Here is a 24,244-nt window from a genome sequence, read left to right as displayed (position 1 = left end):
GCCCGACACCACCCCGCGCCCGGACGTGAATCAGCCGCCGACCCGGGACGTGGGCCGGCGGCTGATCCGTGCTGCGAACGGTGGCTACTGCTGGCGTTCGACCACGTAGTCGATGGCCTGGGTGAGCTTCTCCACGTCGTCGGGCTCGACGGCCGGGAACATCGCCACCCGGAGCTGGTTGCGGCCCAGCTTGCGGTACGGCTCGGTGTCGACGATCCCGTTGGCCCGCAGCGTCTTCGCGACCGCGGCGGCGTCGATCGAGTCGTGCAGGTCGATCGTCCCGACCACCAGCGAGCGCGCGTCCGGGTCCTCGACGTAGGGCGTGGCGTACTCCGACTTCTCGGCCCACGTGTACAGCCGGGTGCTCGAGTCGATCGTCCGTGCGACGCTCCACTCCAGACCGCCCTGGTTGTTGATCCAGTCGGTCTGCTCCGCCATCAAGAACAGCGTGGCGAGCGACGGCGTGTTGTACGTCTGGTGCTTGCCCGAGTTGTCGACCGCGGTGGCCAGGTCGAGGAACGCCGGGATCCACCGGCCGCTCGCGGAGATCTCCTCGACGCGCGCCAGCGCGGCCGGGCTCATCACGGCGATCCACAGGCCGCCGTCGGAGGCGAAGCACTTCTGCGGCGCGAAGTAGTAAACGTCGACCTCGTTGATGTCGACCGGCAGCCCGCCGGCGCCCGAGGTGGCGTCGATCGCGACCAGCGCACCGTCGTCGGCCCCCTCGACCCGCTTGACCGGCGCCATCACACCGGTCGACGTCTCGTTGTGCGGCCAGGCGTACAGGTCGACGCCCGCCTCGGCGACCGCGGTCGGCCGGGTGCCCGGGTCGGACTTGACGATGCTCGGCTCGCCCAGGTGCGGCGCGAGCTGCGAGGCCTTGGCGAACTTCGAGGAGAACTCACCGAAGCTCAGGTGCTGGCTCTTCTCCCGGATCAGCCCGAACGTCGCGACGTCCCAGAAGGCGGTCGACCCACCGTTGCCGAGAACCACCTGGTAGCCCGCGGGCAGCTGGAACAGGTCGGCCACACCCTGCTGCACCCGCGCCACGAGGTTCTTGACCGGCGCCTGGCGGTGCGACGTACCGAGCAGCCTGGCGCCTTCGGTGGCGAGCGCGGCGACGGCTTCCGGGCGCACCTTGGACGGACCGGCTCCGAAGCGGCCGTCGGCGGGCTTGAGCTCTGCAGGAATCTGAATGTCGCTGGTCACCAGCGGTTCCCTTCGTCGTCTGGCATGCACTGAGCCGACGACGCTGTCAGCGCCCCCATCCTCCCACACCGCACCCAACACCCACGCCCGGGTCTCACCACCCACCGTGGCGGAGGCCTACTCGTGCTTGCGGGTGACCGTGTGAGTGCCGGTCAGGACCGCGAGCGGGCCGTCCGGCGTCTCGGTCCAGACCCCGCAGGGACCGCCGCCTTCGGCAACGGCCAGGTCGACCGTGCTGCCGTCCATCCGCAGGACCGGGTGGTAGTACTGGGCAACCTTGTCGGCCTCGCCCTGGATGTAGTGGCCGATCAGGGCTCGCCGGAAGCGGTCCGGGGTCACGTTCGGTGCGCTGCCGTGGACGAGCGCGCCGTGGAAGAACAGCACGTCGCCCGGCTCCATCTCCACGAGTACGGCGGCGTCCGGGGCGGGGAGCGGGACGGTCACGTCGGTGTAGCTGATCGTGGTGTCGGCCTTCTCCGTGCACAGGATCGGCCAGCGATGGCTCCCGGGCACCACCTGCAGACCGCCGTTGGCCTCGTCGACCGGGTCGAGCGCCATCCAGGCCGCGAGACAGGTCCCGGGCTCGGCTTTCAGGTAGAAGTTGTCCTGGTGCAGCGCCTGCCCCCGCGAGCCCGGCGGCTTGAAGAAGATCATCGTCTGAACGGCGTACGGCGACGTGCCGAGAATCTCGGTCATCACCTTGTCCAGGCGCTGGTCGATGAGCCACTGCAGCGTTGTCTCGTCCCACCGGTGCACGTGCGTCATCCGCGGGTACCGCTTCAGCGGGTCACGGGCGCCGGCCTCGATACCGGAGTCGTCACCTGAGTACGACCCACGCTGACGCAGCACCATGTAGTGCTCCCGCAGCCGCTCGCACTCGTCCGGACTGAACAGTCCACGCACCAGGACGAACCCGTCAGCGTCGTACCGCTCCTTGAACGAAACGCTCATCCGTTCCTCCGCAAGCATCCTGTACCGAACCTCGGCGTCTCCGCTAGTGTCCGGTTTGCAACGGTGGAACGGCGACGGACGAACCACGCAGGGAGTTGACTTTTTGACGCACCGCGGACTGGGGAGTGGTGAGCCGCTCCGGATCACGCTGCTGTCGCCGCCGACGTTCTGGCGCTGCGAGGCCGGCTGGTCGTGGGTCTCGCGACCGCTACAGGATCACCTGTTGTGGTGCGTGCTGGACGGGCGCGGACGTCTGGAGCTCGACGGCGCCGAGCGCGAGCTTCACCCGGGGATCTGCGCGGTGTTCGCGCCGGGCGACGCTCCGACCGCCGGGCACGATCCCCGTCGGCGGCTGCTGGTCTTCGGCATGCATTTCGACGTCGGAGCAGCGGCCGTCGTGCCGGAGCCGCGTTGGGGTGAGGTGCTGGACCGCGAGCTGCTCGGCATGCTCGCGCGGACCTGCGACGCGTCGTACCGGCGACGGGATCCGCTCGGCCGACGGCAGGCCGAACTCTGCCTGGAGCAGCTGCTCGCGATGATCTGGGACGCCGTGCACAACCCCGGCCGCAGTACGACGGACGGCGTCGTCGACGACGTGGCCCGTCAGATCCGCCAGGACCCCAGCTACGACTGGACGGTCACCGAGATGGCCCACCGAGCCGCCTTGTCCAGGGCCCAGTTCACCCGCCGTTTCGTCGCCCTGCTGGGCATGTCACCGGCGCAGTACCTCATCCAGTCGAGGATCGACCGCGCCCACCAGCTGCTCGCCGAAGGCGGCATGACCGTCACCCAGGTCGCCGGCACCCTCGGCTACACCGATGTGCCGTACTTCAGCCGCCAGTACAAACAACGCACCGGGCGGTCGCCGAGCGACGACCGGCCCAGGACGCGACCTTAGGTCCAGTCGGGGTTCCAGCCCTCCACCGAGGTGGCGGGGCGGGTGGACGGCCCGGAGTAGATCGCGGAGGGGCGGATCAGGCGGCCGGTGCGCTTCTGTTCGAGGACGTGGGCGCTCCAGCCGGCCGTGCGGGCGCAGGTGAACATGGAGGTGAACATCGGCGGCGGGACCTCGGCGAAGTCGAGGACGATGGCGGCCCAGAACTCGACGTTCGTCTCCAGCACGCGGTCGGGGCGGCGTTCGCGGAGCTCGGTGAGAGCAGCCTGTTCGAGGGCCTCGGCGACCTCGTAGCGCGGGGCGTCGAGCTCGCGCGCCGTACGGCGAAGAACCCGGGCGCGCGGGTCCTCCGCGCGGTAGACGCGGTGGCCGAAGCCCATCAGCCGGTCGCCGGCGTCGAGCAGGCCCTTGACGTAGGCACGCGCGTCGCCGCTGCGCTCCACCCCTTCGATCATCGTCAGCACGCGTGCGGGCGCTCCGCCGTGCAGCGGGCCGGACATCGCGCCGACCGCACCGGACAGGGCGGCGGCGACGTCGGCGCCGGTCGAGGCGATCACCCGGGCGGTGAAGGTGGACGCGTTCATGCCGTGCTCGGCGGCCGACGTCCAGTAGGCGTCGACGGCCTTCACGTGCTTCGGGTCCGGTTCGCCGCGCCAGCGGATCATGAACCGCTCGGTGATCGTCTTCGCCTTGTCCACCTCGCGTTGCGGCACCATCGGTTGCCCGATGCCACGAGCGGCCTGGGCGACGTACGACAGCGCCATCACGGCGGCGCGGGAGAGGTCCTCGCGGGCCTGGACGTCGTCGATGTCGTAGAGCGGCCGCAGCCCCCAGGCGGGTGCGAGCATGGCCAGCGCGGACTGTACGTCGACCCGCACGTCGCCGGTGTGGACCGGCAGCGGGAACGGCTCGGCCGGCGGCAGACCCGGGGTGAAGGCACCGTCGACCAGCAGGCCCCAGACGTTCTCGAACGGCACCCGGCCGACCAGGTCCTCGATGTCCACGCCGCGATAGCGCAACGCCGAACCTTCCTTGTCCGGCTCGGCGATCTGCGTGTCGAACGCGACCACGCCCTCCAGGCCGTGCTGCACCTCGGTCCTCGGATCTGACATGCGACTCCCTCGTCCTCGTGGTCAGCGCACCCGCCCGCCAGCGGCCGGCGCACTGCTGGGCGCCCCAGGCAGCATAGTTCTCGGCGGCGACCCCCGGACAGATCTGTGACGCGCCCGGCACGTCGTCGTCGCGGTGGCCGCCGCGACGGCACGGCGTTGACCGGGTAGCGGGATATCGTCGAGGACATGCCTGCCAAGCCTGTCCCCGGCCTCGGACTCGTTCTCGGGGTCATCGTCGGGTACGCCGCGATCGTCGGCGGCTCGTACGCCAGCACGCGGCTCGCCACGGCGCGGGCGGTGCGGCTCGAGAGCGATCTCGGCCGAAGCATGCCGTGGCTGGCGCTGCTGGTGGCCGTCGCCCTCGTGCTGGGAGTCCTGATGTCGATCCCGGCCATCGGGTCCGGCGTGATGGTCGGGACGGGCGGCCTGATGACTCTGGCCGGACTGGCCTTCCTGGTGCTGCCGTTGCGCCAGGTGTTCGACCTGAGCAAGGCCTTCAGGGTGCCGGGTTCGCGGTTCCCACCGTCGTACATGCTGTTCGACGGGTCGTTGCTGTTCCTCGGGCTCGTCCTCCTGCTGGTCGGTGCACGACGCTGGGCCTCGGATGCCAAGGTTTACCGGACGCTGACCGGCCGGACGCAGGGCCAAACCTTCCCGCAGCAACAGCAGTGGGGCGGCTACTCCGGCCGGCAACAGCAGCCGCAGTACGGCGGCTACCCAGGCCAACAGCAACCACAGGACTACCGCGAGCAACCGCCCGGCGGACAGCAACCGCCGCGGTAGCCTCCCGGCAGGCCGCCCGAGAAGTTGCTTAGGGCCACGTTCGGCCGCCGGTGGGTTCCAGCTCGACTCCACCCGAGCGGGTCCGACTCAGTAGGCTCGGAGTGTGGACCTTGCAGAGATGCGGCGTATCTATGGAATCGGTGAGCTGCTCGAGAGTCAGGTCGACCCGGACCCGATCGTCCAGTTCAGGGTCTGGCTCGGGCAGGCGACCGAAGCCGGCCTGAGCGAGCCGAACGCGATGGTGCTCGCCACCGCGGACGGTGACGGCCGCCCGTCCGCACGGACCGTCCTGCTCAAGGGTCTGGACAGCCGCGGGTTCGTCTTCTACACCAACCAGCAGTCCCGCAAGGCCGACGACCTCGCCGCCAATCCGCACTGCGCCCTCGTGTTCCCCTGGCACGCGATGGAGCGCCAGGTCCGCGTCGAGGGCACCGTCAGCAAGCTCCCCACCGAAGAAGTGGACGCCTACTTCGCCAGCCGGCCCAGGGAGTCCCGGCTGGGCGCCTGGGCTTCGCAGCAGAGCCGGCCGGTCGACTCCCGGGAGGAGCTCGACCTGCAGTACGCGTCGTACGAGCGCCAGTGGCCGGAGGGCACCGAGATCTTCACGCCGTACTTCTGGGGCGGCTACCTCGTGTACCCGCAGACGGTCGAGTTCTGGCAGGGCCGCGTCGGCCGGCTCCACGACCGCCTGGCCTACCGCCGGGCGAGCTCGGACTCCTGGGAGCTGTCCCGGCTCCAGCCCTGAGAGCCCTGCGGTTCGGACGTCTCCCGGAACCCGAAGCGCTCCCACCACCGCACCAGCGGGGCCGGAGCCCACCAGTTGGCCCGGCCGAGCAGCCGCATCGTCGCGGGCACCAGCAGCGCGCGGACGATCGTGGCGTCCAGGGCGATCGCGATCACCAGCCCGACCCCGATCATCTTCACGAACACGATGCCCGAGGTCGAGAACGCGGCCACCACGACGATCAGCAGCAACGCCGCGCTGGTGATGATCCCGCCGGTCCGCTGCAGCCCGAGCGCGACCGCCTGGGTGTTGTCGCCGGTCCGGTCGTACTCCTCCCGGATCCGGCTGAGCAGGAACACCTCGTAGTCCATCGACAGCCCAAACAGGACGGCGAACAGCAGCACCGGGTTGGTCGCGTCGAGGTAGCCGGCCGGTGTGAAGTCGAGGAGTCCCGACAGGTTGCCGTCCTGGAAGATCCACACCATCGCACCGAACGCGGCCGACAGCGAGAGCACGTTCATCACCAGGGCCTTGGCCGGCAGCACGAACGAGCCGAAGGCAACGAACAGCAGCACGAAGGTGACCACCACGATGAATCCGGCCATCCACGGTGCCCGCTGCGCCAGCACGTCGAGCAGGTCGATCACGGACGCCGTCTCACCCCCGACCGCGACCGTCGTCCCGGCCGGCGGCGGCACCGCCCGGACCTCGTGGACGACGTCGCGCGCGGGCAACTCCTGCCCGGTGAGGTGCGTGTGCACGGCCACCGAGGCGACGCCGTCCGAGTAGCCGCCGAGCCGCACACCGTCCACGTCGCCGATCTGCTCCAGTGCGCCGACGTACCCGGACAACGCGGCCGTCGGATCCGCGGGCGGCGACGAGAACCGCACCGCCACGAGGATGTCCGACCCACCCGCACCGGCGAAGTCCTGCTGCAGCGTCTCCGTCACCGTCCGGGACGTCGCGCCGGACGGCAGCGCCCGATGGTCCACCCCGCCCAACTGCGCTTGCAGGAAGGGGACGCCGAGCACCAGCAGCAGCGGAACGAGCACCACCACGTACCGCACCGGCCGTTTCATCACGCTGTGCGCGAGCCGGTACCAGGCGCCGTGCTCGGCGGCGGCCCTGCGCGGCTTGAAGATCCGCAGACTGTTCACCCGGTGCCCGAGGACGGCGAGCAGCGCCGGCAGTGCCGTCAGGGCCGCCAGCATCGCGACCGCCACCGCGGCCGCACCGCCGTAGGCCATCGAGCGCAGGAACATGACCGGGAACAGCACCAGACTGCTGATCGCCACCCCGACGGTGATCCCGGAGAACGCGACCGTCCGGCCGGCCGTCGCCATCGTGGCCGTCAGCGCCGGCTCGACATCGTTGCCCTTGGCAAGTTCCTCGCGGAACCGGGTGACGATGAACAGCGCGTAGTCGATCGCCAGCCCGAGCCCGATCATGGTGACGATGTTGATCGAGAAGATCGACACGTCGGTCACCGCGGACAGCCCGCGGAGCAGCACGAACGCGCCCAGGATCGCCAGCGCGCCGACGAACAGCGGCAGGCCGGCGGCGACCAGGCCGCCGAAGACGATCACCAGCAGCACGAGCACGATCGGCATCGAGATCGTCTCCGCCCGGACGATGTCACGCTCGGTCTGGGTGTTGACCTCCTCGAAGATCGCGACCGCGCCGCCGATCCGCACGTCCAGGCCCGCGGGCGCCGCCCGCAGCCGGTCGGCGATCTCGTGGAACGTCGCCAGCCGGGCCTCCTCGTCCGCGCCGGCCAGCGTCAGGGCGGCGTACGTGCTGTGCCGGTCGTTGGACACGAAGGCGGGAGAGCGGGTGGTCCAATACGTCTGCGCGCTGGTCACGTCCGCGGCCGGCAGGCTCGACAGATGGCTCTCGACGGACCGGCGGAAGGCGGGATCCGTGACCGTCGCGTCGGACCGGTACAGCAGGATCACGTCGGTGCCGGTCCGGCCGACGGTCCGTTCGATGGTCGCGACCGCGTCGGCCGCCTCGGTGTCCGGCGCGTCGAAGCCGCCGTTCGCCAGCGAGCCGAACACGCCGGTGCCCCAGGTGAGGCCGACGGCGACGAAGATCCCGGTCAGGGCGAGCACCAGGCGGCGGCGCCGGTACGTGAACCGGCCGAGCGTCTCGAACACGAAATTCCCCAGGGCGTAGATTGAGGCGGATGACGAGCGAGTGAACAGCGTTAACTGTTAACGGTGTTAACTCTAAACAGCGACCGCGCACGCCTGTCAAGGGAGAACTGTGGAACCGAGCCGCCGGGACCGTCAGCGGGCCGAAACGCTGGCCGAGATCAAGGCGGTCGCGCGCCGCCTGCTGGTCAGCGGCGGCGTCGGCGCGGTCGGCCTGCGCGCCGTCGCCCGCGAGCTCGGCCTAACGCCGCCCGCGCTGTACCGGTACTTCCCGAGCCACGAGGCGCTCGTCACCGCGCTGATCGCCGACCTGTACGACGAGCTGACCGCGGCGCTGATGGCGTTGCAGGACCACGACGCCGACCCGGACCTGGGGGCACGGCTCTACCTGCTCGCGAACGGCCTGCGTGACTGGGCGCTGGCCCACCCGGCCGAGTTCGGGCTGCTGTTCGGCACGGCGATCCCCGACCCGGACGCCGAGGGCCACGAGGACACCCCCGGGCACCAGGCGGCCATGCGGTTCGCGGCGGTGTTCAAGGCGCTGGTCGCGCAGGTCTGGCACGCCAAGCCGTTCCCGCACCCCTCCGACGAGGACCTCGGCCCGGTGCTGGTGGCTCAGCTGGCGCGCAAGGCGCCGTACTTCGACGGGATGCCGCCCGGCGCGATCTACCTGGCGCTGAACTACTGGACCCGGCTGTACGGCCTGATCTGCATGGAGGTGTTCGGCCAGCTGCACTGGGCGCTGGAGGACGCCGGCGCGTACTTCGAGGCCCAGCTGTTCGAGATCGGCGAGGCCCTCGGGCTGGACTGCCCGGCCCCCGGGCAGACCTGTTCCTGAACGGAAAGAAGCCCGCGGACGCTTCCAGAACACGACCGGGCGGTCGAACTCTGGGCCAGGCGGACTGACCTGGCTGCCCGCGGGCCCGGTGGCGGCGTGGTACTGGCCGACCACTTGTCCCACTTCTCAGTGGTTGGCGGTCAGCCCGCCGCCACCTCACGAGTCCTATGGCAATTCATGCTTTGGACCACCTCCCTTCGCGTGTACTGCGAACCTACTGTCCGCCGATCCCCCGTTCAACCAGATTTCGCCCAGGGATGAACGACAATCGGGCCATGCTCAGATTCGGCCTGATTCCGCTGATCCTGCTGATCGGAACCGCGTGGTTCGCGTGGGCGTCGTACCGCCGGGCCGCCCAGGCAGAACGGGCGCTGGCCGAGCTGCACGCGGAGAACCGGGCGCTGCTGCACGAGGCCAGAGCGCTGGAGCGGGCGGTCGCGGCTGCCGAGCAGGGTTTGCGTACGCTCAGCTCGCATCCGTCGGTGCCGCGGGACGTCGCGGTCACCGCCGACCTGACGCTCGCCGACGTCCGGCGACTGGTAGAACGCAAGGAGCTCGACGACTGATGGCAAAGCTGGGGAACGCCGCCGCGGCGATCAGGCCCAAGGGGAGTGGCAGCGTGAAGGCCAAGGTGATCGGCGGCCTGATCCTGGCGGTGATCGTGATCATCGCGCTGTTCAACATCTTCAACTTCGCCGACACCGACGCGAACAAGATCGGCCTGCACTACGGCGGGGGCGTGGTCGAGGACAAGAAGTTCAAGTCGATCATCCCGCCGGGTTCCACGAACAAGCTGATCGGCCCGGGCGACACCGTCTACAGCTACCCGACCGACCAGCGCTCGTACATCATCGGCGGCGCCGGCGCGGACACCGACGGCGGCGACGAGGTCACCGTGGTCAGCAAGGACAACGTCCGGCTCGGTGTCCGGGTGCAGGTCTACTTCACCCTGAACCGCACCGAGGAGACGCTGCGGTCCTTCCACGAGCGGATCGGCCTGAAGACCGACGCGTACGAGGACAGCGGCTGGAACGGCATGCTGCAGAGCTACTTCCGGCCGCAGATCGACCGGGCCCTGGCCGCGGTCGCGACCAACTTCACCTGGGCCGAGCTCTACAACAACGAGTCGAAGAAGGCGGCCTTCCAGACCGCCGCGTCCCAGGAGTTCACCCGGCTGCTGCCGGCCGCGGTCGGCGGCGACTACTTCTGCGGGCCGTCGTACACCGGCAGCAACGCGTGCGGCGAGCTCTCGTTCACGATCCAGAAGCCGACGCCGCTGGACAAAGGCATCATCGACGGCCTGGAGGCCAAGCAGCGCGCCGAGCTGGCCAAGGCGACCCAGGAGCAGAAGAACCAGCAGGTAGACGTCGAGCTGCAGTCGGTCAAGCAGCAGGTGGCGATGCTCGGGGCGCAGGGCTACCTGCTGAAGTCGGCGATCGAATCGGGCAAGATCCAGTTCATGGTCATCCCGCAGAACGGCAACGTCAGCATCCCGGTGCCGACCACGGGCCAGACCACCACCTCGCCGAGCCGCTGAACTCTTGGAGCACCGTGTCCGCGTTGCCGTCCCACCTCGAGCTCGTGCAGGGCGTCGTCCTGCCCAAGCCGGTCGGGGCGGACCCGGTGCTCGACTTCGTCAACACCCGGTCCGACTGGACCGCCCCCGGCCCGGCCCGGACCGAGTGGCTGACGTCGTACGAGGCTTTCCTGATCTGGAGCTCGTACACCGGCCTGCTGCCGCCGGCGACCGTGTTCCGGCTGATCGAGCAGGCCAGCGGCAAGCCGACCGAGGCGGCCCGCCGGCTGACCGCGGCCCTGGAGTTCCGGGCCGAGCTGTACGGCGTGCTGACCGGCCGGGCCGGCGGTGGTTCGTTCGAGTCCGTGGCCCGGGTGATCGAGAAGGCGTCCGGGCGGCGGCAGCTCGTGCCGGCCGACGACGGGGCGGCGTCCTGGGAGCTGCCGGAGGACCTGGCTCAGCCGCTCGACCACGTGTCCTTGCTCGCGGGTGACCTGCTGACCGGGCCGTCGAGGGCGCACGTCCGGCTCTGCCCGGGCGAGTCGTGCGGCTGGCTGTTCCTGGATCCGCGTGGCCGCCGCCGCTGGTGCTCGATGGCGACCTGCGGCAACCGGGCGAAGGTCCGCGCGCACGCGGCCCGGGCTCGTTAGTTGAACATCGCCGGATCGACGGCGATCCAGGTGTGCCGGGCGCGGGCGAGCACCCGGCCGTCGGCGTCGTACAGGGTGCTCGCGGTGAACGTCTTCCGGCCGTCCTCGCCGACATAGCGGCCGACGACCACACAGGCCTCGCCCACCTGCGGCCGCGCGTCGATGCAGGCCGTGAGCCGGCCGAGGACCGACGGCCGGCCCTCGAGGTCGATCGCCCATCCGCCCGGGCAGTCGAGCGCCGCCCACAGGAACACCGCGTCCACCAACCCGTCGCCGCCGGTCGCGAGGTCGGCGGCCGGTGTCCAGGTGCACGCCGTTCGTCCGTCACCGAGTGGTCCGGGCCTCAGCTGCAGACCGCCCCCGTTCGCCGGCCCACACACGAAGCACCTCGGGAACGGATGCTTCGTCAGCCCCCGGTACGACGCTTCCGTCGCCCGGGCTTCTTCCGGCAGCACCGGGTCGACGGCCGCGTCGCCGAGGAAGTCAGCGGCGACCGGTACGGCGGTCGCGACCAAGGACTCCCCCGCGAGCAGCCGGGCGCCCTCGGGACCGGCGACGAGGTCCAGGTCCCGCTCGAGCGGCGGAGGCGTCCGCAGGGTCACCTGTGGCACCAGGCCGCCGTCGAGTGCGCTCGCCAGTGCGGTTCCCACGCGGCCGGCGACGTACCCGCCGTTCCCGGATCGCTCCGGTCCCTGGAACCGTCTGGCGATCCATACCGTCTCCCGGTCGTTCATGGACCTCGACCCTAGCCGTTCACCGTCGGTGTTTCGCAGTGCCACAGAAAGTAGCCGGAAAGCCGGGCCGGGAGAGTCCCAAGCCCGAGACAAGGAGACCGCGGCAACGAACTGAATGACACAGGTGTGAGTAGCGATCCCGATGGGAATGAAGGAGTTTCAGAGGAATCTGAGGAATTCTCGGAGATAACTGAGCTGAGTACTCCTGTTCAAACGACCGTTTGAACTATGCTGACTGCAGGCTACGGCGAGTGAGCAGGTGGGGTGCCTGAGCGAGCAGTGGCCGGGGGGAAGGAGAACTCTGTGGAAACGCCGGTCGAATCGACCCGGGAGAGGTTGCTCAACGTCGCAGAGCAACGATTCGGAGAGGGGGGTTACGAAGGAACCTCGCTGCGGGCCATCACGGTCGCGGCGGCCGCGAACATCGCGGCGGTCAACTATCACTTCGGCTCGAAGGAAGCGCTGCTGCGGGCGGCGGTGGCACGGGCGATGGCGCCGGTGAACACCGAGCGCAGGCGCCGGCTCGACCAGTTGGAGGCCAACGGTCAGCCCAATCCGGAGCAACTGATCCGGGCCTTCGTGGAGCCCGGGCTGGACCTGGTCCTGCGCCACGGTGAGCGCGGTGCGGTGGTGGCCCGGTTCATCGGCCGGATCGCGTTCGATCCGAGCCAGCGGATCCGCGAGTTGTACGCGGCCGAGTCCGATCCGATCGAGGCGCGGTACCTGTCCGCGCTCCAGGCCGCGCTGCCGCACGCGACCCCGGAGGCGGTCGCGTTCGGGTACGTGAACATGCTCGGCCTGCTCGCCCTGCACCAGTCACAGGCGTTGTCGCGCGCACCGGGACTGGAGGATGCGGAGAACTCCGGCAAACTGGCCGAGAACCTGGTCGCCTTCCTGGTGGCGGCCTTCGACCGGGGGCTGCGGGCCTGACCCGGTGGCGGCCGATCACCCGCGGCGCCCTGCCCGCGGATCTTCGGACGCAACCGGACCAGCGCCGTCGTTGGTCTGGTGGAACCCTGTCCATGAACTGCTCACGGATGTTCAGACTGCCCGGTAACGCTGCATAATGGCGCTCCGTGGAGCCCTGTGAAGTCGTGGTCGCCGTCGATCTCGGTGGAACCCGGATGAAGTGTGGCCTGGTCGCCGCCGACGGTGCCGTGCTGCACCGCGAGACCAGGCCGACTCCCCGGGCTGTTACGGATGCCCGCGGCGGGGGCCGCGCCATTCTCGACGCGCTGGTGGAAACGGTCGTCGAGCTCGGTCAGAAGGCGACCGCCGACGGTCACCGGGTGCGCGCGATCGGCGTCGTCGTCCCCGGCGTCATCGACGCGGCGACCGGCACCGTCAGCGCCGAGAACCTGGCCTGGGTCGGCACGCCGGTGCTGGCCGCGCTGACCGCCGCGGTCGGCGAGGAGGTGCCGGTCGTGCTGGCCCACGACGTCCGCGCCGGCGGGTACGCCGAGCTCCGCCATGGTGCCCTGGCCGGCACCACGAACTCGATGTTCCTCCCGCTCGGCACCGGCATCGCCGCGGCGATGGTGGTCGACGGCTCGCTGGTCAGCGGCGACGGGTACGCCGGTGAGCTCGGCCACACCCGGTTCGTCCACGGCGACGCCGCCGAGCAGTGCGCCTGCGGCCAGTGGGGCTGCCTCGAGACGGTCGCCTCCGCCGCCGCCCTCGCCCGCAGGTACGGCGCCCGCACCGGACGGACCGTGGACGGTGCCCGCGAGGTGCTGGAACTGCTCGCCGCCGGCGACCCGGACGCGGCCCAGGTCTGGGACGACGCGCTCAGGGTCCTCGTCGACGCACTCGTCCTCTACACCACCCTGGTCGCGCCCACGCGGATCGCGATCGGTGGTGGACTGGTGGGGGCGGGCGAGACGCTGCTGCAGCCGCTCCGCGACGGCATCCACGCCCGGCTGACGTTCCAGCGCGAGCCGGAGATCGTCGCCGCCGTTCTGGGCGAGGAGGCCGGCTGCCTCGGCGCGGCACTGATGGCCTGGGACCGGGTCGCCGCCGACGTGAGTGAGGACACCACATGACGACCTATCGGGTGGGCCGGCTCGTCACGCCGGACGACGTGCTGGAGAACGCCTGGATCCAGGTGGTCGACGAGGACATCCTCGCCTTCGGCCGCCGGTCCGAGGGGATGCCGGCCGACGGCAAGCGGCCGGAGGACCTGGGCGACGCCACGGTCGTCCCGGGTTTTGTCGACATCCACACCCACGGCGGCGGCGGGTCGACGTACTCGACGACCGACCCGGAGGAGGCGCGCAAGGTCGCGGCCTTCCACGCCAGGCACGGGACGACGACCACGCTGGCCAGCCTGGTGACGTCGCCGCTCGACGACCTGGTCTCGCAGACCGCGTGCCTCGCGGACCTCGTCGCCGACGGCGTGGTCGCCGGCGTACACCTGGAAGGGCCGTTCCTGTCCGAGGCGCGGTGCGGTGCGCACGAGCCGACGCTGCTGCGTCCGCCGGTCACCGACGACGTGGCGAAGGTGCTGAGCGAGGTCGTCCGGATGGTGACGATCGCGCCGGAGCTCGAGAACGGGCTGGACGCGATCCGGCAGGTCGTCGACGCCGGCGCGGTGGCCGCGCTCGGGCACACCGACGCGACGTACGAGCAGATGGTCGCCGGTGCCGACGCCGGGGCGACCGTGGCGACCCACCTGTTCAACGGGATGCGGCCGTTCCACCACCGCGACCCCGGTCCGGTCGGGGCGGCGATCAACGACGAACGGCTGCTGCTCGAAGTGATCAACGACGGGCTGCACCTGGACCCGCAGGTCGTCCGGGTCGCGCTCGCGGCCGCCGGGGTGAACCGGATCGCGCTGATCACCGACGCGATGGAGGCCACCGGAATGCCAGAGGGCCGCTACCAGCTCGGCGGCCTCGAGGTCGACGTCAAGGACGGGCTGGTGACGCTCGCGCACGGCGCCCACTCGATCGCCGGCAGCACCCTGACGATGGACGTCGCCTACGCGAACGCGGTCAAGGCCGGCGTCTCGCTGGTGGACGCGTCCCGGATGGCGTCGACCACGCCGGCCCAGACCTTCGGCTGGTACGACGTCGGCGCGATCGAGACCGGCAAGCGGGCCGACCTGGTCCTCCTGGACGAGGAGTACGCCGTCCAGAAGGTGATGCGGGCCGGGTCGTGGCTGGACTGACCGGACCATGATCGGAACCGTCACCCTCAACCTCGCGCTGGACGTCACCTACAAGGTGGACGAACTCGTCGTCGGCGGCAGTCACCGCGTCGGCGCGGTCCGGCAGCGGGCCGGCGGCAAAGGCGTGAACGTCGCCCGGGTCGCCGCGGCGCTCGGCCACCAGGTGCTCGTGCTCGGCTTCGTCGGCGGGGTCACCGGTGAGCTCGTCGCCGCGGAGCTCTTCGACGCTGGACTGACCGCTCTGCTGACACCGATCGCCGGCGAGACCCGCCGTACTGTTGCCATCGTCAACGGTACGGACGGGGACGCGACCATCTTCAACGAGGCCGGGCCGTCGGTGACGACCGACGAATGGCGCGCGTTCCTCGACCGGATGCCGTGGGGACGGCTCGGGGTGCTGGCCTGCTCGGGGAGCCTGCCGCCGGGACTGCCGGCCGACGCGTACGCCGAGCTCGCGGTCCGGGCCCGGCACCACGACGTCCTGACCGTGATCGACGCGGGTGGTGACGCGCTCACCGCGGCGGCGAGAGCGGGTGCGGTGGTGCGGTCCAACGCGGCCGAGCTGCGGGACGCGCTCGGTGACGTCTCGGTCGAGGACGGTGCCCGGCAGCTGGTCGAGCTCGGCGCCACCGCGGCCGTGATCACCGACGGATCCCACGGGATGGTTGCTGCCGACAACAAGGTGGTCCGGCGTGCGCTCCCGGTGGAAACGGTGTCCGGGAACCCCACCGGCGCGGGCGACGCGTGTACTGCGGTCGTCGCCGCCGCGGTCGCGGAGTCACCGGCCCCGGACTGGTCCGCCGTGCTGAAGTCCGCCGTGGCCGCGTCCGCCGCCGCCGTACTCACACCGGTGGCCGGGGACATCGATCTGGGCGCGTACCGGCGCTGGCAACCGCTGGTTGCCGTCAAGTAGAAGGAGCTGTCATGCCGCTGGTTTCCGGAGCCGAGGTCGTGCCGGCCGCCGCCAAGGCCGGTCGCGGGATCGGTGCGTTCAACGTGATCCAGCTGGAGCACGCGACCGCGCTGATCGCCGGTGCCGAGCAGACCGGCGCGCCGGTCATCCTGCAGATCAGCGAGAACGCGGTGAAGTACCACGGCGCGCTCAAGCCGATCGGTGTCGCCACTCTCGCCGCCGCGGCCGCCGCGTCCGTCCCGGTCGTCGTCCACCTCGACCACGCGATGGACCGTGACCTGGTCACCGAGGCCGTCTCCCTCGGCTTCACCTCGGTCATGTACGACGCCTCCAAGCTCGAGTACGCCGACAACGTCGCGGCCACCACCGAGGTGACGAGGTTCTGCCACGACCACGGGGTGTTCGTCGAGGCCGAGATCGGCGAGGTCGGCGGCAAGGACGGCGTCCACGCGCCCGGTGCCCGGACCAGGCCCGCCGAGGCGGTGGCGTTCGCCGAGGCCACCGGTGTCGACGCGCTCGCGGTGGCCGTCGGCTCGTCGCACGCCATGACCGAACGGACCGCGACCCTCGATTTCGGCCTGATCACCGAGCTTCGTGCGGCCGTCGCCGTACCGCTCGTGCTGCACGGGTCCTCCGGAGTGGCCGACCGCGATCTCACCCGGGCGGTCGAGGCGGGCATGACCAAGGTCAACATCGCCACCCATCTCAACAACGTCTTCACCGAGTCGGTCCGCCGGACCCTCGCCGACAGCCCGTCCCTGGTCGACACCCGCAAGTACCTCGGCCCGGCCCGCGACGCGGTAGCCGCCGAGGTCGCCCGCCTGCTGAGCGTCCTCAAGGCTGTCTGATGTCCGACCGGCCAGGTCTGGCGCGGCGGCTCGGGGTCGGCGACGCGGTGGTGATCGGGCTGGGCTCGATGGTGGGTGCGGGGGTGTTCGCGGTCTGGACGCCGGCGGCTCAGGCGGCCGGCTCGGGCCTGCTGATCGGGTTGGTGGTCGCGGCGATTGTTGCCTACTGCAACGCTGCCTCGTCGGCGCAGTTGGCGGCCGTCTACCCGGTGTCCGGTGGAACGTACGTGTACGGCCGGGAGCGGCTGGGGGAGTGGTGGGGATTCGCCGCGGGGTGGTGCTTCGTCATCGGGAAGACGGCGTCGTGTGCGGCGATGGCGTTGACGTTCGCGACCTATGTGGTGCCGGGCGGCGGATGGCTCCGGAGGCTGGTCGCCGTGCTGGCCGTGGCCGGTCTCGCCGCGGTCAACTATCGCGGCGTGACCAGGACCGCCCGGCTGACCAGGATCCTGGTGGCGTGCACCTTGGTCGTGCTCGCCCTCGTGCTGGTCCTGCTCGTCACGGGTGACTCAGGTCGCGACGTCGCCCCGCTCACCGACACGTCGGTCTACGGCGTGCTGCAGGCGGCCGGGTTGTTGTTCTTCGCGTTCGCCGGCTACGCGCGGATCGCCACCATGGGCGAGGAGGTGCGCGATCCGGCCCGAACGATCCCCCGCGCGGTCACCATCGCCCTGCTTGTTGCCATTGGCGTCTACTTGCTGATCGGCGTCGCGCTCCTGCGGGTGCTCGACCCGGCGACGACGACCGCGCCACTGGCCGAGGCGGTCGGCGCGGCCTGGGCCGAGCCCGTCGTCCGGGCCGGCGCGGCCCTCGCCAGCCTGGGCGCACTGCTGGCGCTGATCGCCGGCGTCGGGCGGACGTCGTTGGCGATGGCCCGCAACCAGGACCTGCCCGCCTGGCTGGCCGCCGTTCACCCGCGGTTCCAGGTGCCGCACCACGCCGAGATCGCGCTCGCCGTGGTCGTCGGCGTCCTGGTGCTCACGACCGATCTCCGCGGGGTGATCGGCTTCTCGTCGTTCGGCGTCCTGCTGTACTACGCGATCGCGAACGCGTCCGCGTTCACCCAGCCAGCCGACCAGCGTCGCTGGCCGCGTGCCGTCAACGTGATCGGCCTGGCCGGGTGCGTCGTACTCGCGGTCACCCTGCCGTGGACCTCCGCGGTGGTCGCGGCAGCCCTGCTCGCGGCGGCTCTGCTGGTCCGGAGGCTCAGGAGAGGTCGCGCCGGATCCGCCAGAAGCTGAACCCGGTCAGGCCGAGCGCCAGCAGCATGAACACCCCGAACTCGCGCCACTGCAGTGACCAGAAGGTGTCCGCGGTGAAGTACCGGACGTGCTGCCGGTATCCCTCGTCGGCCAGCCGCTGGAAGCACACGTCCCGCTTCGGGTTGGGAGTGGTCTCCCGGGCCGTGCCCGGTGGCGGACCCGGTTCGCAGTCGATCATCCACGCGGGCAGCACACTCAGCGCGTTACCGGACTTGTCGACGGTCTCGTCGGACAGCTTCCAGGCACCGACGGCGCCGGTCGCGACCTCGATCTGCTTCACCTGCGGATCGGGGCCCGACCCGTCGAGCAGGAAGCCACGGATGTTCTCTGCCGAGGCGACGATGTTCCGGTCGGTCGGTTCGAGCAGGTGTGGCCGGACGAGCGTCGGCGTCAGGATCTGCACCAGGATCACCACGGCCAGTGTGACCGCGAGGGCGACCAGGGTACGCCGGACGACGAGACCGACCGCGACCCCGAGGGCGAACGCGAAGGCGGCGTACCCGATCGGGACCAGGCCGCGGGCGGCGAAGACCGGTGGGAACATCCGGGGCAGGTAGGTGTTCGAGCTCTGGCCGGCGTTGATCGCGTCGTCGATCGGGCTCGACCACCAGGTGACCGCGAGGCTGAGCAGGCCGGTGACCACGATCGTGCCCAGGCCGGCGACGCCGACCTTGGTCGCGAGCCACCGGCGCCGGCCGATGCTCTGGCTCCACACGAGCCGGTGCGTCCCGGTCTCCAGCTCACGGGCGATCAGCGGTGCGCCCCAGAACGCCCCGATCACCGGCGGGACGGCGTACAACAGGGCCTGGCCGATGTAGTAGAGGTTCGGGTTGAGGCGCTCGAAGGCGAGACTGCGGATGAATCCGGTCGTCAGCCGCCGGTAGTCGTCCGCCAGACCCGGCCCGGTGACGGCGAGGACGACGATCGCGGCGGCGACGACCGTCGCGACCACCAGGAACTGGACGCGGAACTGCCGCCAGGTCAGCCAGATCATCGTCGTACCTCCAGCAGCGGGCGTTCGGGCTGTGCCGGTGCGGTGCGGCCCATGTAGGCCAGCACCAGATCCTCGAGGGTGAGCTGACTGACGGTCCAGGCCGGGTCGAGGATCGGCCGGTCGGTCCGGATCAGGAACGTCGACTGCCGGTCCGTGTGGCTCTCGGTCACCACGTGCTGGTCGCGGGGCAGGTCCTTGGCGTCCTTGCGCGGTCCGGTCAGCCGGAAGTGGGTCGCCAGCAGGGTGTCGATCTCGCCGTTCACCTGGACCCGGGAATCGACCAGGACGATCAGGTAGTCACAGGCCCGCTCGACGTCGGAGACCAGGTGCGAGGACAGGACGACGCTCAACTCGTGCTCGGCGACGGCCTCCATCAGGTCCTGCAGGAACTCACGCCGGGCCAGCGGGTCGAGGGCGGCGACGGGTTCGTCGAGCAGCAGCACTTCAGGGCGTTTGGCCAGCCCGAGGGTCAGGGCGAGCTGCGCCCGCTGACCGCCGGACAGCCTGCCGGCGCGCTGCCGGGGGTCGAAGCCGAGGTTCTCGATCCGTTGCCGGGCGACGGAGTCGTCCCAGGCGGGGTTCAGCCGGGCGCCGAGTTTCAGGTGGTCGGCCACGCTCAGCCGGCTGTACGTCGGCGTGTCCTGCGCGACGTATCCGACCTTCGCCTGCTGGGCGCCGGCCGGCGTGCCGAGAACCTCGACGGTCCCGGTGGTCGGCGTGATCATCCCGACCGCCAGATTCAGCAACGTGCTCTTGCCGGCCCCGTTCGGCCCGACCAGCCCGACCACGCGCCCGGCCGGAACCTCCAGCTCGCAGTCGGTCAACGCCCACCGACGGCCGTACCTCTTCCCCAGCCCCTGAGCCTGCAGGACGGCGGTCATGCTATGTCCTCCTGAGCGGCGGTCCGAAAAGTTGTCAGGAAGAGCGCCTCGATGCTTTCGTCGTCGAGGCCCGCCTTGCGGGCCTTGGTGAGCCAGCGGCGCAGATCCTGGCGGAGTGGGCCGTGGGCGGCGAGGGTGTTGTCGGTGAGGGTGCGGGTGACGAACGTGCCGCGGCCCGGCCTGGCCTGGACGAGGCCTTCGTGCTCGAGTTCGCGGTAGGCCTTCAGCACGGTGTTGGGATTGATCGCCAGTGTCGCGACCACGTCCTTGACGGTCGGCAACTGGTCCCCCTCCCGCAGCAGGCCGAGCCGCAGCGCGTTCCGGACCTGCTGGACGATCTGCTGGTACGGCGAGACCCCCGACCGGCCGTCCAGATGGAACTCGATCATCGATAACCCCAATCATCTAGGTAACTAGCACTATAGAGGTATGGGTCCGGATCGCGTCAAGGGATCACATGGTCAGCCGACGCGACCGCCGTCCGCGCGCGGTTGTGCGTGCAGCCCTGGATCGCCGGCCTTGCTGGTCGAGCACCAGTCGGGGCGCGATCGCGGACCCCGATCCGGTCGCGCCGGGGGAACAGTTCAATGAGGCTTCAACTTCCGGTCGCGCCGCCGGTCCCCGGAACGGGCCCAGAGCAAGGGGTCCGGCACGAACGGGCCGGTGACCCGGCCGCCGGCGGCGCCCGCGTCCAGAAGTGCTGGGTGTCGCCGCGCCGGAACCACGTCATCGCGATCTCATTCGGTATCCGCGTCCCTACCCGCTCGTGGTCGCCGATTCGGTGAGGCTTGCCTCCATAGGCGAGAATGGCTTTCGTGAGCGAGCTGATCGATACCACCGAGATGTACCTGCGGACCGTCTACGAGCTGGAAGAAGAGGGCATCCTGCCGCTGCGCGCGCGGATCGCCGAGCGGCTGCACCAGTCCGGTCCGACGGTCAGCCAGACGGTGGCGCGGATGGAGCGCGACGGGCTCGTCACGGTCGAGGGCGACCGCCACCTCGAGCTCACCGAGGTCGGCCGGAAGCAGGCGATCCGGGTGATGCGCAAGCACCGGCTGGCCGAGCGGCTGCTGGTCGACGTGATCGGCCTGGAGTGGGAGGACGTGCACGCGGAGGCCTGCCGCTGGGAGCACGTGATGAGCGACGCGGTCGAGCTGCGGCTGCTGAAGATCCTGGACAACCCGACCGAGTCGCCGTACGGCAACCCGATCCCGGGCCTGGAGGAGTTGCAGAAGGACAGCCAGGCGAGCGGGATCGAGGACTTCCGGATCGGCGTCGAGCCGCTGGACAAGGTGCTCGACGGCGCCACCGGCGACAGCGTCCGCGTGCTGGTGCGCCGGATCGCCGAGCCGGTGCAGACCGACGACGGCGCGATGGCGGTGCTGCGCAAGGCCGGCGCGCTGCCGGGCCGCGAAGTCGACTCCACCCTCGACGCCGAGGGCGTCCTGGTCGGCAGCCGGGAGGCCGGCGGCGTGATCAGCGACGAGACGGCCGGGCACATCTTCGTCAGCCGGGTCTGACGTTCAAAGCTGTATTAAGACCGCGCACAGTCAGCGCTCGATGCTGTACAGCGAGTGCGCAAGGGGTAGCCTCTCTCCGCGATGCCTGAGAACGAGATCGACTGGCCGGACTACCTGCGGGAGTTCCACACCGCGGCTCCGGGCAGCACCGAAGCCCTGCTGTCCCGCGCGGTGGCAGGCGACCACACGCCGTACCGCTGGCTGGTGCGGGCGGTGTCCGGCGAGGCCAGGCGGGTGCTGGATCTCGCCTGCGGCAACGGTCCGGTCTCGCGGGAGCTGTACGGGCGCTGGGTCGTCGGCGTCGACAACAACCCAGCCCAGCTCGCCGGGGCCCCGGGCCCGAAGGTCCAGGCGGACGCCTTGCACCTGCCGTTCGCGAACGAGGTCTTCGACGTCGTCACCTGCTCGATGGGCCTGGCCGTGCTACAGCCGCTGCCCGCCGTGCTGGCCGAGGCCGCCCGGGTGCTGCGACGAGGAGGCGTACTCGCCGCGATCGTGCCGGCCGTGCGGCCGCTCCGGCGGGGTGACATCCGGACGCTCAGCGGACTGACCACCCGCCTGCGATCGACACCGCAGTTCCCGGCCGGCGGTGAGATCACCGAGCTCAAGGACAAGCTGCACCACGCCGGCTTCGACGTGATGGAGAGCCAGCGCGAGCGGTACGTGTACCTGATCCGCACCCGCGACGACGCCCAGCGCCTGGTCAACGCGCTGTACCTCCCCGGAACGCCGGACGTCCGCCGGGACACCGCGGCCGGCTGGCTCGCTGACCGGGCGGAGTCGAAGGACGGCCTCCAGGTCGCCATCCCGATCCGCCGCATCACCGCGATGCGCACCAAGCTGGCCGTGACCGCGTCCTGATCGCCCGCCCCGGACTCGGGAGACGCACCTAGGCTCGCGGTCGGTACCGTGTGCCTGTGAGTGCGCTGCGCTGGTTCGTCCGGACTGTCGACCGGGCGCTCGACGGTGAGACGGTCTACCGCGAGCTGCTGGCCGGTGAACCCGTTGCGTTCTGGCTCGACGGCAGTCTGACCGACCGGGCGGCCCGCCGGGTCTCGGTGCTCGGTACGACGCTCGGCGCGGACGCCGAGGTCGTCGTCCGCGAAGTTGCCGACGGCGACGTGTTCGCCGAGGTGCAGGAGCTGATCGCGGGCCGGGCAGCCCGGCTGGACGGCGTACCCGCGGAGCTGACCGGGGTGTTCAACGGCGGGTATGTCGGGTACTTCGGTTACGAGCTCAAGGCGTTGACCGGCGGAGCCGTGGCCCATGAGTCGCCGACGCCGGACGCGTTGTGGATCTGGGCGAACCGGTTCGTCGTCATCGACCACGACCGGGACGTCAGCCACCTGGTCAGCGTGGATTCCGTCGACGACGGCTGGCTGGAGCGGGCCGCGCGGATCGCGGCCCACTGGTCGATGTCCGGGGTCGACGTGCCGGCGATCGCGCGGCTCGATCTCGAAGCTCATCTGGAGCAGGACCGGGCGGCGTACCTCGCCGGGATCGGCAAGTGCATGGCGGCGCTGGAGGCGGGCGAGACGTACGAGGTCTGCCTGACGAACCGGGTGCGGCTGCCGGCGGTACCCGACCCGTTCGAGTTCTTCCTCTGGCAGCGCGCACACAACCCGGCGCCGTACGCCGCTTTCCTCCGGTACGGCGACCTCGCCGTCGCCAGCTCGTCGCCGGAACGGTTCCTGACCGTGGACGCGGACGGGTGGGCGGAGTGCCGGCCGATCAAGGGGACCGCGCCGCGGGACCCGGATCCGGCGGCGGACCAGCTGGCGGCGAAGTCGCTCGCCGAGGACGAGAAGACCCGGGCCGAGAACCTGATGATCGTCGACCTGATCCGCAACGACCTCGGCCGGGTGAGCGAGCCGGGCACCGTGCACGTGCCGCAGTTGATGGAGGTCGAGAGCTACCGGACCGTCCACCAGCTCGTCACCACCGTCCGCGGGCGGCTGCGGTCCGGGGTGTCCGCGGTCGACGCCGTCCGGGCCTGCTTCCCGCCGGGGTCGATGACGGGGGCGCCGAAGATCCGGACGATGGAGATCCTCGACCAGCTCGAGAGGAGCGCGCGCGGGGTGTACTCGGGGGTGCTCGGCTACCTGACCGTGGACGGCCGGGCCGATCTCAGCGTGGTCATCCGGACGGCGGTGCTGACGCCGTCGGAGACGGTGATCGGGGCGGGCGGGGCGATCGTGCTCGACTCGGAGCCGGTCGCGGAGTACGACGAAATGGTGCTGAAGGCAACGGCGGCCGTGGGCGCGAACGCCGCGGCCGAAGGGTGGGGGAGATGAGCGGTTTGCAGGTGGCGGACTCGTTCCTGGTGGACGGCGGCAAAGCGCGGGGGGTCGAGCTGCACCGGGAACGGTTCGTCGGGTCGTGCGCGGCGGCCGGCGTCGACGCTGCGGCCTTCTGGACCGAGCAGCTGGGCCGCCTGCCCGGATTCGGCCGCTGGTTCCCGCGCTTCGAGCTCCGGACGTCGGGTGAGCTGGCGGTCCAGCTCCGGCCCGCTCCGCCGGCCGGCGGCCGGGCCCGGGTCGTCGTCCACGACGGCCCCGATCCACGCACCGCGCCGCGGGTGAAGGGGCCGGACCTGGAGCTGCTGGGGAAGCTGAAGGAAGCCGCGGCGCACCGGGCCGACGAGATCCTCCTGCTCGACCAGGACGGCACCGTCCTCGAGGCGGCGTACTCGGCGGTCGCGTGGTGGGAGGACGACACGCTCTGCTTCCCGCCCGCCGACCGCCCGCTGCTGCCGTCGGTCACGGCCGCGCTCCTGCGCCGGATCGCCGCCGCCCAGGGCGTCGGGACCGCCGAACGCGCCCGTACCGCCGCCGACCTGCAGTCCACCGAGGTCTGGCTCGTGAACGCCCTGCACGGCATCCGCCCGGTGCACGCCTGGTCCGACTCCGCCATCGACCCGCTGCCCAACTCCCGCTCCGCCGACTGGCAGCACCACCTGACCACCCTCGCCCAGCCGGTCTAACACCCGCGCCCCCCGGTTCCCGCCCGCTCCGCTTCCCGCCGCGCGCCCGCTCCGCTTCCCGCCGCGCGCCCGCTCCGCTTCCCGCCGCGCGCCCGCTCCGCTTCCTGCC

Annotated in this window: 25 protein-coding genes; 17 read left to right on the top strand and 8 right to left on the bottom strand. The window is 70.9% G+C overall.

Annotated features, from left to right (window positions below):
- Window positions 1-84: 84 nt before the first annotated feature.
- Window positions 85-1,209: a phosphoserine transaminase gene (serC, locus tag E1218_RS24555; protein WP_132324062.1), complete on the bottom strand. Its 1,125-nt coding sequence runs from the start codon at window positions 1,207-1,209 to the stop codon at window positions 85-87.
- Between the two features lie 117 nt (window positions 1,210-1,326).
- Window positions 1,327-2,160 (bottom strand): phytanoyl-CoA dioxygenase family protein, encoded by an 834-nt coding sequence (locus tag E1218_RS24550; protein ID WP_132324060.1) that lies wholly within the window; start codon window positions 2,158-2,160, stop codon window positions 1,327-1,329.
- A 103-nt stretch (window positions 2,161-2,263) separates the two neighbouring features.
- On the opposite strand from E1218_RS24550, the gene E1218_RS24545 reads away from it, so the two are divergent.
- The gene (locus E1218_RS24545) at window positions 2,264-3,058 is read left to right on the top strand and encodes an AraC family transcriptional regulator (RefSeq protein WP_132324058.1); all 795 of its coding nucleotides are present in this window, start codon (window positions 2,264-2,266) and stop codon (window positions 3,056-3,058) included.
- Here the strand turns inward: E1218_RS24545 and E1218_RS24540 are convergent.
- Window positions 3,055-4,167, bottom strand: coding sequence for a citrate synthase 2 (locus E1218_RS24540; protein WP_132324056.1), 1,113 nt, complete (start codon window positions 4,165-4,167; stop codon window positions 3,055-3,057). The genes E1218_RS24545 and E1218_RS24540 overlap by 4 nt on opposite strands.
- A gap of 186 nt (window positions 4,168-4,353) precedes the next feature.
- Here E1218_RS24540 and E1218_RS24535 point away from each other — a divergent pair, with 186 nt between their 5' ends.
- Entirely contained in the window at window positions 4,354-4,950 is a 597-nt protein-coding gene (locus tag E1218_RS24535; protein ID WP_132324054.1) for a hypothetical protein, read from the top strand.
- 118 nt (window positions 4,951-5,068) lie between these two features.
- The gene (gene pdxH / locus E1218_RS24530) at window positions 5,069-5,695 is read left to right on the top strand and encodes a pyridoxamine 5'-phosphate oxidase (protein ID WP_132324052.1); all 627 of its coding nucleotides are present in this window, start codon (window positions 5,069-5,071) and stop codon (window positions 5,693-5,695) included.
- On the opposite strand, the gene E1218_RS24525 is transcribed toward pdxH, so the two are convergent.
- Window positions 5,644-7,830: an MMPL family transporter gene (locus E1218_RS24525; protein WP_132324050.1), complete on the bottom strand. Its 2,187-nt coding sequence runs from the start codon at window positions 7,828-7,830 to the stop codon at window positions 5,644-5,646. The genes pdxH and E1218_RS24525 overlap by 52 nt on opposite strands.
- Window positions 7,831-7,939: 109 nt before the next feature.
- Here E1218_RS24525 and E1218_RS24520 point away from each other — a divergent pair, with 109 nt between their 5' ends.
- The 4 genes from E1218_RS24520 to E1218_RS24505 all read left to right on the top strand — a co-directional run bounded on the left by E1218_RS24520 (window position 7,940) and on the right by E1218_RS24505 (window position 10,831).
- On the top strand, window positions 7,940-8,665 hold the full coding sequence (locus E1218_RS24520; protein ID WP_132324048.1) for a TetR/AcrR family transcriptional regulator: 726 nt from the start codon (window positions 7,940-7,942) through the stop codon (window positions 8,663-8,665).
- Window positions 8,666-8,940: 275 nt separating this feature from the next.
- On the top strand, window positions 8,941-9,231 hold the full coding sequence (locus E1218_RS24515) for a hypothetical protein (RefSeq protein WP_132324046.1): 291 nt from the start codon (window positions 8,941-8,943) through the stop codon (window positions 9,229-9,231).
- Window positions 9,231-10,202: an SPFH domain-containing protein gene (locus E1218_RS24510; protein WP_132324044.1), complete on the top strand. Its 972-nt coding sequence runs from the start codon at window positions 9,231-9,233 to the stop codon at window positions 10,200-10,202. The genes E1218_RS24515 and E1218_RS24510 overlap by 1 nt, the downstream gene beginning before the upstream one ends.
- Window positions 10,203-10,216: 14 nt before the next feature.
- A complete protein-coding gene (locus tag E1218_RS24505; protein WP_132324042.1) occupies window positions 10,217-10,831 on the top strand; it encodes a CGNR zinc finger domain-containing protein in 615 nt (204 codons plus the stop codon).
- Here the strand turns inward: E1218_RS24505 and E1218_RS24500 are convergent.
- Window positions 10,828-11,565 (bottom strand): hotdog family protein, encoded by a 738-nt coding sequence (locus E1218_RS24500; protein WP_132324040.1) that lies wholly within the window; start codon window positions 11,563-11,565, stop codon window positions 10,828-10,830. The two genes, E1218_RS24505 and E1218_RS24500, sit on opposite strands and share 4 nt — an antisense overlap.
- 303 nt (window positions 11,566-11,868) lie before the next feature.
- On the opposite strand from E1218_RS24500, the gene E1218_RS24495 reads away from it, so the two are divergent.
- The 6 genes from E1218_RS24495 to E1218_RS24470 all read left to right on the top strand — a co-directional run bounded on the left by E1218_RS24495 (window position 11,869) and on the right by E1218_RS24470 (window position 17,736).
- Window positions 11,869-12,495, top strand: coding sequence for a TetR/AcrR family transcriptional regulator (locus tag E1218_RS24495; RefSeq protein ID WP_132324038.1), 627 nt, complete (start codon window positions 11,869-11,871; stop codon window positions 12,493-12,495).
- A 146-nt stretch (window positions 12,496-12,641) separates the two neighbouring features.
- On the top strand, window positions 12,642-13,607 hold the full coding sequence (locus E1218_RS24490) for an ROK family protein (protein ID WP_233712436.1): 966 nt from the start codon (window positions 12,642-12,644) through the stop codon (window positions 13,605-13,607).
- A complete protein-coding gene (gene nagA / locus E1218_RS24485) occupies window positions 13,604-14,734 on the top strand; it encodes an N-acetylglucosamine-6-phosphate deacetylase (protein ID WP_132324036.1) in 1,131 nt (376 codons plus the stop codon). Before E1218_RS24490 ends, nagA begins: the two co-directional genes overlap by 4 nt.
- Window positions 14,735-14,741: 7 nt before the next feature.
- A complete protein-coding gene (locus E1218_RS24480) occupies window positions 14,742-15,647 on the top strand; it encodes a 1-phosphofructokinase family hexose kinase (protein ID WP_132324034.1) in 906 nt (301 codons plus the stop codon).
- Window positions 15,648-15,658: 11 nt separating this feature from the next.
- The gene (locus tag E1218_RS24475; protein ID WP_132324032.1) at window positions 15,659-16,495 is read left to right on the top strand and encodes a class II fructose-bisphosphate aldolase; all 837 of its coding nucleotides are present in this window, start codon (window positions 15,659-15,661) and stop codon (window positions 16,493-16,495) included.
- Window positions 16,495-17,736, top strand: coding sequence for an APC family permease (locus E1218_RS24470; RefSeq protein ID WP_132324030.1), 1,242 nt, complete (start codon window positions 16,495-16,497; stop codon window positions 17,734-17,736). Before E1218_RS24475 ends, E1218_RS24470 begins: the two co-directional genes overlap by 1 nt.
- Here E1218_RS24470 and E1218_RS24465 read toward each other — a convergent pair.
- Genes E1218_RS24465 through E1218_RS24455 form a run of 3 tightly spaced genes read right to left on the bottom strand, consistent with a single transcriptional unit; the run spans window position 17,702 to window position 20,021 of the window.
- The gene (locus E1218_RS24465; RefSeq protein ID WP_132324028.1) at window positions 17,702-18,751 is read right to left on the bottom strand and encodes an ABC-2 transporter permease; all 1,050 of its coding nucleotides are present in this window, start codon (window positions 18,749-18,751) and stop codon (window positions 17,702-17,704) included. The two genes, E1218_RS24470 and E1218_RS24465, sit on opposite strands and share 35 nt — an antisense overlap.
- A complete protein-coding gene (locus E1218_RS24460) occupies window positions 18,748-19,632 on the bottom strand; it encodes an ABC transporter ATP-binding protein (protein ID WP_132324026.1) in 885 nt (294 codons plus the stop codon). The genes E1218_RS24465 and E1218_RS24460 overlap by 4 nt, the downstream gene beginning before the upstream one ends.
- Window positions 19,629-20,021: a GntR family transcriptional regulator gene (locus tag E1218_RS24455; protein WP_132324024.1), complete on the bottom strand. Its 393-nt coding sequence runs from the start codon at window positions 20,019-20,021 to the stop codon at window positions 19,629-19,631. Before E1218_RS24455 ends, E1218_RS24460 begins: the two co-directional genes overlap by 4 nt.
- Window positions 20,022-20,438: 417 nt before the next feature.
- On the opposite strand from E1218_RS24455, the gene E1218_RS24450 reads away from it, so the two are divergent.
- The 4 genes from E1218_RS24450 (at window position 20,439) to E1218_RS24435 (ending at window position 24,135) form a co-directional block, all read left to right on the top strand.
- Window positions 20,439-21,152: a metal-dependent transcriptional regulator gene (locus E1218_RS24450; RefSeq protein ID WP_132324022.1), complete on the top strand. Its 714-nt coding sequence runs from the start codon at window positions 20,439-20,441 to the stop codon at window positions 21,150-21,152.
- Between the two features lie 81 nt (window positions 21,153-21,233).
- Window positions 21,234-22,013, top strand: coding sequence for a class I SAM-dependent methyltransferase (locus tag E1218_RS24445; protein ID WP_132324020.1), 780 nt, complete (start codon window positions 21,234-21,236; stop codon window positions 22,011-22,013).
- A gap of 56 nt (window positions 22,014-22,069) precedes the next feature.
- On the top strand, window positions 22,070-23,446 hold the full coding sequence (gene pabB, locus E1218_RS24440; protein WP_132324018.1) for an aminodeoxychorismate synthase component I: 1,377 nt from the start codon (window positions 22,070-22,072) through the stop codon (window positions 23,444-23,446).
- Window positions 23,443-24,135 carry an aminotransferase class IV gene (locus E1218_RS24435; RefSeq protein ID WP_132324016.1) on the top strand — a complete coding sequence of 231 codons (693 nt, stop codon included), beginning with the start codon at window positions 23,443-23,445 and terminating at the stop codon, window positions 24,133-24,135. The genes pabB and E1218_RS24435 overlap by 4 nt, the downstream gene beginning before the upstream one ends.
- The last annotated feature ends 109 nt before the right edge of the window (window positions 24,136-24,244 follow it).

The sequence above is a fragment of the Kribbella turkmenica genome, from assembly GCF_004348725.1.
Classification (GTDB): Bacteria; Actinomycetota; Actinomycetes; order Propionibacteriales; family Kribbellaceae; genus Kribbella; species Kribbella turkmenica.
This window is presented reverse-complemented; position numbering and strand designations above follow the sequence as displayed.